Annotated in this window: 8 protein-coding genes; all 8 read left to right on the top strand. The window is 53.2% G+C overall.

Features of this window, described 5'->3' with window-relative positions:
- The first annotated feature begins 1 nt into the window (after window position 1).
- Window positions 2-118: a hypothetical protein gene (locus Pla100_RS32520; protein ID WP_390620664.1), complete on the top strand. Its 117-nt coding sequence runs from the start codon at window positions 2-4 to the stop codon at window positions 116-118.
- A gap of 126 nt (window positions 119-244) precedes the next feature.
- Window positions 245-2,395: a glycoside hydrolase family 172 protein gene (locus Pla100_RS25785; RefSeq protein WP_231603598.1), complete on the top strand. Its 2,151-nt coding sequence runs from the start codon at window positions 245-247 to the stop codon at window positions 2,393-2,395.
- Window positions 2,392-4,953 carry a glycoside hydrolase family 95 protein gene (locus Pla100_RS25780; RefSeq protein ID WP_231603596.1) on the top strand — a complete coding sequence of 854 codons (2,562 nt, stop codon included), beginning with the start codon at window positions 2,392-2,394 and terminating at the stop codon, window positions 4,951-4,953. Before Pla100_RS25785 ends, Pla100_RS25780 begins: the two co-directional genes overlap by 4 nt.
- 544 nt (window positions 4,954-5,497) lie before the next feature.
- Window positions 5,498-6,871: a sulfatase family protein gene (locus tag Pla100_RS25775; protein ID WP_146581458.1), complete on the top strand. Its 1,374-nt coding sequence runs from the start codon at window positions 5,498-5,500 to the stop codon at window positions 6,869-6,871.
- Window positions 6,872-7,044: 173 nt separating this feature from the next.
- Complete coding sequence (locus Pla100_RS25770) at window positions 7,045-8,400, top strand: sulfatase family protein (RefSeq protein WP_146581519.1); 1,356 nt, start codon at window positions 7,045-7,047, stop codon at window positions 8,398-8,400.
- Window positions 8,401-8,504: 104 nt separating this feature from the next.
- Window positions 8,505-9,947 (top strand): sulfatase family protein, encoded by a 1,443-nt coding sequence (locus Pla100_RS25765; RefSeq protein WP_146581456.1) that lies wholly within the window; start codon window positions 8,505-8,507, stop codon window positions 9,945-9,947.
- Window positions 9,948-9,984: 37 nt separating this feature from the next.
- Window positions 9,985-11,145, top strand: a complete 1,161-nt coding sequence (locus tag Pla100_RS25760) for a putative glycoside hydrolase (RefSeq protein WP_146581454.1) — start codon at window positions 9,985-9,987, stop codon at window positions 11,143-11,145.
- Window positions 11,142-12,581 carry a glycoside hydrolase family 28 protein gene (locus Pla100_RS25755; RefSeq protein WP_197168233.1) on the top strand — a complete coding sequence of 480 codons (1,440 nt, stop codon included), beginning with the start codon at window positions 11,142-11,144 and terminating at the stop codon, window positions 12,579-12,581. Before Pla100_RS25760 ends, Pla100_RS25755 begins: the two co-directional genes overlap by 4 nt.
- Window positions 12,582-12,609 lie beyond the last annotated feature (28 nt).

The following is a 12,609-nucleotide window of genomic DNA, read 5'->3' as shown; positions in this document are numbered from 1 at the left end:
GTTGACGAACTCCACGATTCGTTCTCTCAACGGAACCCCATTGCAAGTTCGCTATGGCAACGAAGTTCGCAAACGCGAGCTAGCCAAAGGCGATAGCTTCACCTGGGATGGAACTTAGGAAAGGCCGCCGAGTAGCAGGGGGCTTGAGTGCATCACTAGTGCGACCCCGTTTTCATCACACGCTGAAATGGATGCGTTACTGGACCGACACAGATCTGAAAATATAGACAGCAAGAATACCAATATGATCTCAAAAACAACCTGTTTCTTTTCTGCCGTGATGGCTCTTTCTGTTCTTGTTGTGAAAGCACAAGAGCCGGTTTCCGTCGAATCGCTGTTGCGCGAAATGGTCGATCGCGATGCCGTGGCTCGCTATCCGGAAAAGAATTTTCGACTGAAACAACACAGCAGCTACAACCGGGCATCAACGACCCCTAATGAACCCGCGGGCTGGTTCAACAACAAAGACAACAACACGAGCGACAAAGACAAGTGTTTTGTTCGCGTCGAGGAAAACAACGGACGAAAAGAATGGGTCTTGATGGACCACGAGGGGCCAGGTGCCATTGTGCGCACTTGGGTGCCGTGGCGAGGTCATTCAAACGCAAGCACCGACATCAACCTGCGGATTTATCTCGACGGTGATGTCGAGCCGGTGCTGGAAGGGAACATGCTGAGTATGTTCGATGGCAGCGGATTGATCCCGTACCCATTCGCACATCCATCGCTTCGCTCGGCGGTGAACTTTTTTCCGATTCCCTTTGCGAAGAACTGCAAAGTGACGACCGATCAAATGCCTTTCTTCTATCAGATCACTTATCGGCAGTACGACGAGGGCACGCCGGTCAAGACCTTCACGATGGAGGACTTTGAGGCGGCGAAAGGGCTGACTGGAGAAACGGGCAAGCTGCTCTTGAATCCAGGTAGCGGAACAGAGCAAAAGGCTTCTGGATCGGCCGAACCGAAAGGTCTGGAGACTTCTGCGACGATTTTGCCTGATGGCGATCAGTCACTGGATCTTCCCACAGGCTCGGCCTCGGTGCGAGAATTGACGGTCAAGCTAGGCAGCTATGAAGATCCCAATGTCACGCGACAAGTAGTGCTGAAGATGGAGTTCGACGGCAAGGAAACAGTCTGGTGTCCGATTGGAGATTTTTTCGGCACGGGCATCGGTCTGAATCCGATGCAAGGCTGGTCGAGTACCGTCGCCGAAGATGGGACAATGACGTGTCGCTGGGTGATGCCCTATCAGAACAGCGGCAAGGTCTCGCTGCTCAACCTGAGTGCCGCGCCGGTGGACGCCAAGTTGATCGTTAGAACCGGTGACTGGGACTGGGATGAACGCTCGATGTATTTCCATGCTGGTTGGCACGGGCAATATCCCGTACAGACTCGTCCGTATTCGGATTGGAACTACATCACGTTGAAAGGCCGTGGCGTTTATGTCGCTGATACACTCACGATCATGAATCCGGTTGAGAGATGGTGGGGCGAAGGTGACGAAAAAATTTGGGTTGATGCAGAGGATTTTCCATCTCTGTTTGGAACGGGAACCGAGGATTACTACGCTTATTCATGGGGCGGTGTTAGCACTGACTTCTATGAACATCCTTTTCATGCTCAACCACGTGCCCACAAATACAATAAATTGAATCGCAAGCCGGAAGCGAAGGCGTTGGTCCGCAATACGCTGGGGTACAGTGTCGAGAGCCGTAGTCGTGCGTTGGATACGATGCCCTTTGGCAGTTCGCTGCAGTTGGACATGGAGGTGTGGTCTTGGACGGATTGCGAGATGGGGTATGGCGTCGGCATGAGCTGGTATGGATTTGCAGACACGGAGTCTAACCGCGAACCAGAACCCGCCGAGGTGCTCAATGTACCGCCAGTGCCGGATCCGGAGAACGCTCCGGCGGTCTCGTCCGCTGACTCGTTCAAGGACGCTGTCGAGATCATTCCCGAACAGATTTTGTCGAAGCCGGACGGGATCGTGCTGAAGTTTCAGGACTTGAGAAAAATGAAGTTCAAGGGCAAGTGGAATCTGGGGACGCATCAGTTATTTAAAGGTGCTCAGGTGGGTGACGCGATCGAAATTCGCATCCCAGCCACCAGTGATGGAGCAGAAAGGTTGGCTTTGTATGCCACCAAATCCAATGACTTTGGCATTCTCCGTTTTTCGGTGAATGGTAAACCGGCGGGCGAGGAAGTTGATCTTTATGCCGCCAAGCCGGTCCCGACCGGGGCGATCGAACTGGGCGACTTCGAGCCGGTCGAAAATGCGTATGTGTTGCGTGTTGAGATGGCCGGCAAGAACTCCAGCAGCAAGGACACGTTCTTTGGTCTCGATTGCGTCACGCTGTCGTTGCCGACGAACGAGAGCACGGACGCCAAACAATGAACGAGACCACGACGAGAGTGGCCAAAAGAGAATTTTCCCCGACCACAGCAACAAAAGTGACTTTCAGAATGAGCATTGGGAAATTGGCAGCTCTACTGGGAGTCCTCTTCGCATTTGCAACTCTAGCCATAGCGGATGAACGCTACGTACTGCGGTACGATGCGCCGGCCATGGACAATTTGCGAGAGCCATCGAAAGGAAAACCCAAGGGGCTCGGCTACATCCAGACGGCGTTGCCGCTGGGAAATGGTCGATTGGGAGCCATGTTTTCAGGTGGTATCGATTTCGAGCATGTGCTGATCAATGACATCACGTTGTGGATGAACGCCAAGCGTGGACAGGATGTCGTGGCGCAGTCCAGCACTCGAATCGTTGCACCAGATGATCTCGAGACCGTTCGGAAAGCCTATCGAGACGGGAACTACGGTACCAAGTCGAACAGTATGGAGAGCCTGTCAACGAAATACTTGAGCAGCACCGAGCCGCTGGGGAACTATGCACCGTTCAGCGATCTGTTGATTTCCACCCATCACGATCCGGCATCGGTCCGCAACTACCACCGCTCGCTCGATTCACGCACGGGTCTGGGAACCGTCAGCTATTCGATTGGAAATGGAACATTCACCAGAGAATTGTTCTGCAGTTATCCGCACGATGTGGTCGTCGCCCGCTTTACGGCTGACGGTGCAAAGTTGAACTTGTCAATTCAGACCACCACCAAACATCAGGTGACGCATGTAGAGTCTATGGACAAACGGATCGTTCTGAGTGGCAAAGCGAAGATGGTTCAGGACGATGTTGAGTTCATGCAAATTGTTCAGGTCGATGCCAGGGATGCCGACATTACGCCGCAAACCGATGGCTCGATCAAGATCTCCGGCGCCAACGAGGTGAAGATCTATTTAGCGGGATATTGCGATTACCTGCCGGTGTATCCGTCGTTCAAAGGGCGTGACTATCAAGCGGATTGCGAAAAGGCAATTGCGGCGGCGTCCAAGCTTGGGTTTGATGTGTTAAAAGAATCGCACGTCAATGACGTCTCTGCACTTATGAATCGCTGTCGACTAGCACTGGATTTTGAACCGTCTGGATTGACCACGGACACGCTGGTGTCCGGCAAGGGAAGCCTGGAACTGGAAAATCTTTACTTCCACTACAGCCGCTATCTGCAGTTGAGTTGCTCGCGTGATGCACCGGTGCCCTCAAATCTGCAGGGGCTTTGGAATGCGGATTTCAAACCAGCGTGGAACTGCGACTACCACACCGATATCAATGTGCAGATGAACTACTGGATGGTCGACCCAGCGAACCTGTCGGAATCGTTTCGTCCCTTCGCTCAGTGGACAAAGATCCTTGCTCAATCAGGCGTCCATACAGCAAGGGAAACCTTTGGTGTCAACAAAGGCTGGAGCATGGGTCTGAATGGCAACGTGTTTGGTTTCACGGCGCAGAATGAACATGGCCGTCGCAACCAGCAGGCCGCGCATTGGCTTTGCCAGAACCTGTTCGATCACTATGCCTTCAATCAAGAACGTGAGTATCTTGAAGAAATCTATCCCACGATCAAAGGCGCTGCCGAGTTTTTTGTTGAGTACCTTTCACCATGGAAGGACGGCACTTTGGTCGTCTATCCGACTTGGTCGCCAGAAAACAGTTACCTTGTCAAGCAACACGGCAGATTGAACAAGCAGGCCTACGGTGCCTCATGGGATCAGCAGCTCGTGCTGAGTCTATTCACAGACTGCATCGAAGCGTCCACGGTTCTCGGACGCGACGAAGTCTTCCGCAAGACCTTACAGGAAATGATCCCAAAACTCTGCCCCCAGAAAATTGGTCAGTACGGGCAGTTGCAGGAGTGGCCAGAGGACTGGGACAACCCTAAAGATACGCACCGCCATATCTCGCACTTAATTGCGTTGCATCCCGGTCGCGATATCTCGCCGTTGACAACGAAAGAACTGTACGAGGCGGCCCTGGTGACAATGCAGCATCGCGGCGACGAATCCACTGGCTGGAGCACAGGTTGGAAAACTTGTTTCTGGTCGCGATTGCATGACGGAGATCGGGCGCACAAGATCTATGAATTTTTGACATCTCAACGGGCCTATCCCAACCTGTTCGATTTCCATCCGCCGTTTCAGATTGACGGAAACTTCGGAGGTGCGGCGGGCGTTTGCGAGATGCTGCTGCAGAGTCATCTTCGCAGTATCGACAACCATGCGGAAACCATCGAAGAGGCTGCGTTTGTGGCCTATCAAACAGATCCAGAAGAACCGCAGCATTTTGTTCCCGTTGTGCCGAATGAAAAACTGGCTGATGCGCCCTATATCCTGCACCTGTTGCCCGCGCTGCCGTCTGCGTGGCCCAGTGGGAAAATCAGCGGACTGAAGGCGCGTGGCGGATTGGAAGTCGATATCGAGTGGAACGTTGGAAAGTTCGTTCAAGCGACGATTCACGCTAACCGGAACGGGGCCTTCCGCATCTATGCGGAGGGCAAACTGAGCGAAGTGATTGTACTTGAGAAAGGCCAATCTTTGGTCTGGCCCCCGCTTCAATAGACAAGGCGAACGACTTGCGTTGGGAAATAGCTGGTGCACCACTGCTTCCCACGCAATCCCAGCACTGAAAGGAGCAGGTCTCATGATCGTTCGCGGATGTCGCAAATTGTCATTGTCGCGTCGCGATTCGCTCTCGACATACGACTTTCATTGAAGACACTGAGGGGTGGACGAATAGATAGGGCGACTGAAATTGCTCCAGTTCTCGCGAATGCTGGCTGCGAATTGCTTCCTCAACTTACTGGTTGTTTTTTACTGGCAATTCCGATGAGTTTGGCGATAGCTTTTGAGCATCTTTATCTTTCTCGTAGGCGCCGTCGCCAGACGGTGGACCACTTTCTGGCGAACGTAGCCGATCGCCCAGAAGCGTTCGCGCAGAGCAGCAAAGGAGTTTTTCGCAAGTTGAGCGTCGACGTCCGCACGGCCGAGGCGCACCTGCCGTTCATTGGGCGTTATGATGGAATTTAAATAGAATCGCGACGGAACACCACACCGCTGTCCCATGCATAAAACGCGACAGAAACATCACGAACGAGAATCCTTCATGATCACAACGCAAAACATCTTGAGACTATCATTGCTACCCATCGTGCTGTTGATAGCTCACGTAGCAAATGCCCAATCAAACCGGCCCAACATTGTCGTCGTTCTGGCAGATGACATGGGTTGGGGGGACTCAGCAACGTACGGTCACGAGCTAATTCAGACGCCCAATCTCGACAAACTGGCGTCGCAAAGCGTGAAGTTCACTCAGTGTTATTCGGCTTGCGGCGTTTGCTCTCCGTCGCGGTCAGCGATCTTGACGGGACGGACTCCCTATCGAAATGGTGTCTATCGACACTTGTCCGGTAATCACGAAGCTCATTTACGGAAGAGCGAAATCACGTATCCAAAGTTGCTGAAATCGATCGGCTACGAAACCTGCCACGTGGGCAAGTGGCATCTCAATTCATTGCCACAGTTCAATACGCCGGAGTATCCGCAACCGGGTGATCATGGTTACGACTATTGGATGGCGACGCACAACAACGCCGAACCAAGCCACAAGAATCCGAACAACTTCGTCCGCAACGGAGAACCCGTCGGCGAACTGCAAGGCTACTCAGCACCTTTGGTTGCCGCGGAAGCAACACGGTGGTTGAGTCAGGTGCGTGACAAGACAAAACCCTTTGCACTATCCGTTTGGTTTCATGAGCCACACTCGCCCATCGCGACCGATGCGAAGTTCTCGGGACTGTACAACGGTCACGAGAACAGCAAGTACATGGGCAACATCTCGCAACTCGATGACGCGCTCGGTCAGTTGATGCAGACGCTCGACGACGAAGGCGTCAGCGACAACACGCTGTTGTTCTTCACATCAGACAACGGTCCTGTCGCAAACTTTGGTGGCACCACCGGCGGTTTGCGTGGCGGCAAGCGTAGCGATCACGAAGGCGGCATCCGCGTGCCCGGCATCGTTCGTTGGCCAGGTCACATCAAGCCCGGAACCGTTAGCGATGTTCCCGTCATCGGCACCGATATCTTCGCCACAGTGCTGGACATCACCGGCATCCCGCTTCCCGATGATCGAACCATCGACGGCGTGAGCATGGTGTCCGCGTTCGCAGGCCAGCCCGTCGAAAGAAAAACGCCGCTCTTCTGGCGAACACACGTGTCACCACCCGGCGACCGCGTCGCTTTGCGGATCGGCGACTGGAAACTGGTCGGCAACGATACGCTGACAGAGTTCCAACTCTACGAGATCCAGAAAGACTGGAAGGAAGAACATGACCTCGCAGCGTCGATGCCGGAGAAGACGGCAGAGATGAAAACAAAACTCTTCGAAGTCTGGAAGGCAATCGAAACAGAAGGCCCCAACGAGTGGTGGAAAAGCGATCGACAGAAACCTTCGAAAGGTGGGAAACTGAGCTATTGAATAAGCGTGAAATAAACAGGAAAGGATCGAAATGGATTCATCCAATCATCAGACTTGTAAGAGCCCTGCAGAGGAAACCGTTAATGTCAAGAAGTTCGTTTTCGTTGTTCACCTGGACCATCGGTACGCAATCAATATTGAAACTAGCTGCTGTGGTATGCGTGTTTCATTGCATGACCGGTATGGCAGAGTCTAGCGAAAGACCCAACATCATTTTGCTTTTGGCAGACGACCTCGGGTATGGAGATCTTTCGTGTTTCGGCAGTCCTGCCGTCAAGACACCGAATCTGGATCGACTTGCCAGTGAAGGCAAAAAATTCACGCGTTTTTACGCTGCGTCTGCCGTCTGCTCGCCGACACGGGCGGCTGTATTGACTGGGCGATATCCGCTGCGATTCGGCATCACGAAACATTTCAACGACGTCAATCAGTGGCTACCAGAGTCAGCAACCACCGTTGCGGAACTTCTGCAAGACGCTGGTTACAACACGGCACATCTAGGCAAGTGGCATCTTGGTGGGCTGCACGTGGACGCCGAGGGAAAGAGGTTGGACGACCAACCCGGCCCGCGCCAACATGGTTTTGACTTTTATCAAACACAGATCGAGCAACAGCCCGTTCGCGGTCGCATGGGTCGAGAGCGGACTCTCTTTCGCCAAGGCGGCACAGTGCTCTTGCGTAACGATAGGCGAGTCACTGAAGACGATGCGTATTATTCAAAGCACTTGACTGATGCCAATGGAGACTTTGCTGTCGAGCTCATTGAAAAGTTCGCTGCCGAGGACAAGCCCTTCTTTCTGAACGCGTGGTGGCTTGTTCCTCATAAACCCTATGAGCCCGCCCCCGAGCCGCATTGGTCGGACACCGCAGCCGAAGGCATCAGCGAGGCTCAGCATTGTTTCCGTTCCATGGTCGCGCACATGGATGCCAAAGTTGGTCAAATTCTAGATAAGCTTGATGAGTTGGGAATCGCTGACACTACACTCGTTCTGTTCACGAGCGACAACGGAGCAGCCTTTGAAGGGTTCATCGGCGATCTGAAAGGTGGCAAGACCGATTTGCACGACGGAGGAATTCGCGTCCCAATGATCGTGCGGTGGCCGGGAAAAATTCTAGCTGGACAAACTTCCGATGCGTTTGGGCACAGCAATGATTTGTTGCCGACGTTCTGCGAGGCGGCTGAAGTCGAGCTGCCGAGTGATTTGCCGATCGACGGTCGAAGCTTGCTTCCTCACATGAAAGGCGAGGCCCCACCAAGCGACGAAGCTCGGGGAACCGTGTTTTGGCAACTCGACTTGTACAAGAGTATTCAACGCCACTATCCAAAACCCAAACCATATGCGACTGAAGTCGCTATGCGAGGAAAATGGAAGTTGCTCGCTCTCAGCGGAACGCCCGTGGAGTTGTTCAATGTCGAGTCCGACCCCAACGAACAACAAAATGTCGTCGAGGACCATCCTGAGCTGGTCGAGTCGTTATCGGCTGAGCTGAAGGAATGGCTCAATGCTCCGCGAACTCTACGTCGGTAGGCGATGATCACGAAATAGCAGACATAGTGGGCTTCACCAAAAGTACAACTCGTTAAAAAACGCATGCGAAGCTCACTGCCACATCCCCATCTCAAAGCATCTCAATGAAACTAACACTGCTCGCTCACGTGCTGAGCGTTTTCTTTTTGACAACCTTCTTCGCAGCAAAGCAGGCCGACGGTTCAGATGGTGCTACCAAGCCCAACATTGTGTTTATCTTTGCTGACGACTGGGGATGGGGAGACCTCGGCTGTCACGGGCATCCGTATGTGAAGACACCGAACGTTGACCGTCTCGCGAAGGAGGGAACCGACTTTATGCGGTTCACTGTGGCGAGTGGAGTGTGTTCGCCAAGTCGCACGGCCGTGATGACCGGCCATTTCCCTGCTCGCTACAACATCGATGGGCACTTCGCGACGGTGCAGAGTAACGCGAGTCGAGTCATGCCGGATTGGCTCGATCCGAAAGTGCCGACTCTACCCAAGATGCTCCAGTCCGCAGGCTACGCAACGGCTCATTTTGGCAAATGGCATCTTGCCAATAACATGATCCCCGATTCACCGTTGCCGAAGGATTATGGTTACGACGAGTATGGAGCGTTCAACTGTTCTGGCCAGCAGATGCCGGTACACGAGGACGCCACCCGCGCGATCGGTTTTATCGAAGAGAGTGCTGCGGCGAAAAAGCCATTCTTCATTAACCTATGGATGCACGAACCTCACACGCCGTTTCACTCAATTCCAGAGTACCGCAAGCGATTTCCAGAGCTAGACGATTCAGACAATGTTTATGCGGCGGTTCTCTCGCATGCGGACGATCGAATTGGCGAAGTGCTTGCGGCACTGGACCGTTTGCATTTGACCGACAACACACTGGTGATCTTTAGCTCGGACAATGGCCCCGCTGGCAGTGGCAAGCCACGCCCACTAAAAGAAATGTACGATTCCGCAACCGGCGTTGGGTTCAACACCGGTGCGAGTGTCGGGACGACAGGCGGCCGAAACGGACGCAAGAAATCCATCCTTCAAGGTGGGATCGGTGTTCCATTCATTGCCCGCTGGCCAGGACAAATCAACGCGGATGCAATCGATGAAGTGTCGTGGATTTCGGCTGTTGATCTACTACCAACGTTTTGTGAAATCGCTGGTGCGACAACCCCCGAGGGCTACCAACCTGATGGCAAGAGTCAGTTAGCGACCTTGCGAGGGACCAAGCAGACATTGCGAGACAATCCACTGTTTTGGAAGGGGCTACCCAGTCCAAAGGGTCCTGTCTACTCAGTACTGGATGGCCGATGGCGACTGCTCGTCAGCACCCAATTTGAGGTGTTAGAGCTTTACGACGTTAACAGTGACCCGCTGGAAAAGAACAACTTGGCTTCATCGCATCCTGATGTTGCTAATGAACTGTTGCAAAAGCTCCGAGACTGGCACGCTACGCTACCTGATAAACCAAACTCAGAATTGTTCTCAAAGTACCGTGCCAAGGAATCGGGGCCGCTTCCTCTAGAGATCAAGCCGGCTTTTCAGTTCGATCCGTCTCGATAAGTCCGGGCGAGTTTTTTGTGGGTGAAATGCATTGGAAATGAAAATCAAAATGATGAGCTTCAGTATCAGCAAGCGTAGTCAGTGTTTTGCTCAGGCGATCCGTTTGGGTTTCCTAGCAACAGTTGTCGTTTGCATATCGTTCAGCAGCCAACGCGGTTCCGCAACCGCGCAAGAAATCGATTCGCCCAACACACTCCATGCAGCGCCGGCTGGTCCTGGCGATTGGTCCAAAGTGCGACTGTTCGGTCATGCCTTTCGGAATGACGATTACACGCCCGAACAATATGATTTCATACGGGACCATTTCCACATTTTTACGATCGAAAAGCGGCACGCCAAGAATATTTACGGCGCAATGAGCACTGAAAAAGCTGCGGCGGAAACCGCAACGAAACTGTTGAAAAATAATCCGGATATGCGAGTTCTGCTCTACTGGAGCACCAACACCGCATACACTCAGTTCTATACCACTGTCCGCGATACGGTTGCTGAACACCCGGACTGGATTGAGGAGGTTCGGGACGGGACTCTGCGCTGGACCTATCCCAACAACGCCGCTCGCAACTGGTGGGCCGACATGGCCGACCAGCTTGTCAAAGAAAGTGATTTGAACGGAGTTTTCGGCGACGGCGTCCCAGGTGCCAACGCTCGCGGCCAATTAGGAAGTGCCGAAAACTGCCTGGAGAGACTATCCAGTTTCGTTATCTATAACGGTTACCGCGTCCAGTCCTCCAGCAAATGCGCAGCCGGGGCGAGCACACTCGTTCATGCAGACGGCGTCTTCTGCGAAGCCTTCTTTCGCTCTTCGGTTGAGACCGCTGATGAAGGCGTGAAGCTGATGGAGGAGTTACTAGCCATTCCATCCGACAAATACATTCTATGCCGCGGAGCCGGTGACAGCGTCTTTGGTTCCACCCACGACTTTACACTCGCCTGCTACTTGATCATCGCCAACGACTACTCTTTCTACAGTTGGGGCGGCAGCAAGAATTCCTACGCCGCCGACGACTCCCTCATTTACTGGTCCGACGACTTTGACCAAGAGATCGGCAATCCGTTGGGTAAGGCCACCAAAAATGGCTACGCCTATCACCGAGATTTCCAGCACTGCAGTGTCGATGTAAACTTGGAAACAAAAAGTTCGTCTATCGTCTGGAAACGCGCAGATAAAAGTACCACTCCGGCAAAAGAAAAATGATGAGAATTGCTGTTTTCGCAAGTCTACTGTTGTCAGCATTGGTGAGCACCGGGTCGGGGCAGACAGAAAAGCCTGCCTCTGAACCAACGGTTTTCAGCGTTAAAAGCTTTGGTGCTATCGGTGATGGTGTTGCGATGGATACCCAAGCCGTTCAAAAGACTATCGATGCTTGTCACGATGCCGGCGGCGGTGTTGTTCGGGTGCCGGCTGGCGATTTTCAAATCGGTACGATCATCTTGAAGAGCAATGTCACCCTCTCGCTCGACTACGGGGCTAGCTTGCTCGGAAGCACGGATGTGGCTGACTACCCAACAGCGAACCTCAGCAGACCTCGCGAGGGCGACGCCCATTGCCTGATCTACGCTGGAAACGCAAAAAACATCACCATCGAAGGGCTCGGCGTGATCGATGGAAGGGGGACTCACGAGAATTTCCCCAGGAACAGGAGGGGTGGAAAAAACGCTGGTATCCGACCACGTTTGATGCGTCTGGAGAGTTGTGAGGATGTCACCTTTTCTGGCGTGACCTATAAGCGTCCGGCGTTCTGGGGGCTGCACCTGATCGACTGCAAACACATTCACTTCAATGCGGTGACCGTGCGATTCCGTAACAACAACTACAACAATGATGGATTTGATCTGGACGGTTGCGAGGATGTGCTCATCGAGAATTGTGATATCAGCACTGGCGACGACGCGATCTGCTTGAAGAGTTCATTAAACCCTTGCCGAAACATTGTCGTGCGTGGATGTCGGATGGACAGTAACACGGCGGCACTCAAGTTCGGCAGCTCATCCCGAGGTGGGTTCATGGATGTGACGGTGACCAACTGTTATTTTCATGACTGCCCCATGGGTGCAATCAAGCTGCAGTCCGTGGATGGCGGACGCTTGGAGAACGTCTACATCTCCAGAATAGTAATGAAAGATGTGGGCTGTCCGCTCTTCATGCGATTGGGCAATCGCGGCAGTACCTTCGGCGAAAGTGGAGAAAGTCCCGCGGTCGGTACATTGAAAAACATTCGCATCAGCGATGTGGTTGCAGAGGTCGTCGTCGAGGATCGGGCCAAAGCTGCTGAGGCTGTGTACAAGAATCTTAAAGTGGATGCGACCCCGGGGGTGACTGACAACGAGAAGTCCAAAGCCGGGCCGATTATGATCACGGGCATCCCCGGTCACTTCATCGAGAACGTCGTCCTGGAGAACATCGAGATCTTCTTTCCAGGACATGGCACGGAAGGAGATGCTGTGCGAGTTGTGGCGGAGGATGAAGATCGCTATCCCGAGCAGTTCTTCTTTGGTGTGTTGCCAGCTTGGGGTGCCTATGTTCGCCATGCGAAGAACATTGAGTTCGTCAACGTGAAGCTGGAAACACGGGCACCAGATGAGCGAGAGAGAATCCATCTGGAAGATGTCGACGGTTTTGTCGAACGATGACCCATTGCCCGTTATGAACGACACTATC

It is taken from the genome of Neorhodopirellula pilleata (assembly GCF_007859915.1).
Classification (GTDB): Bacteria; Planctomycetota; Planctomycetia; order Pirellulales; family Pirellulaceae; genus Rhodopirellula; species Rhodopirellula pilleata.
This window is presented reverse-complemented; position numbering and strand designations above follow the sequence as displayed.

What these genes read in the sequence shown, in the direction of transcription:
- Pla100_RS25785 (WP_231603598.1), top strand. Translation starts at nt 245, where the DNA reads ATGATCTCAAAAACAACCTGTTTCTTTTCTGCCGTGATGGCTCTTTCT.
- Pla100_RS25780 (WP_231603596.1), top strand. Translation starts at nt 2,392, where the DNA reads ATGAACGAGACCACGACGAGAGTGGCCAAAAGAGAATTTTCCCCGACC.
- Pla100_RS25775 (WP_146581458.1), top strand. Translation starts at nt 5,498, where the DNA reads ATGATCACAACGCAAAACATCTTGAGACTATCATTGCTACCCATCGTG.
- Pla100_RS25770 (WP_146581519.1), top strand. Translation starts at nt 7,045, where the DNA reads ATGACCGGTATGGCAGAGTCTAGCGAAAGACCCAACATCATTTTGCTT.
- Pla100_RS25765 (WP_146581456.1), top strand. Translation starts at nt 8,505, where the DNA reads ATGAAACTAACACTGCTCGCTCACGTGCTGAGCGTTTTCTTTTTGACA.
- Pla100_RS25760 (WP_146581454.1), top strand. Translation starts at nt 9,985, where the DNA reads ATGAAAATCAAAATGATGAGCTTCAGTATCAGCAAGCGTAGTCAGTGT.
- Pla100_RS25755 (WP_197168233.1), top strand. Translation starts at nt 11,142, where the DNA reads ATGATGAGAATTGCTGTTTTCGCAAGTCTACTGTTGTCAGCATTGGTG.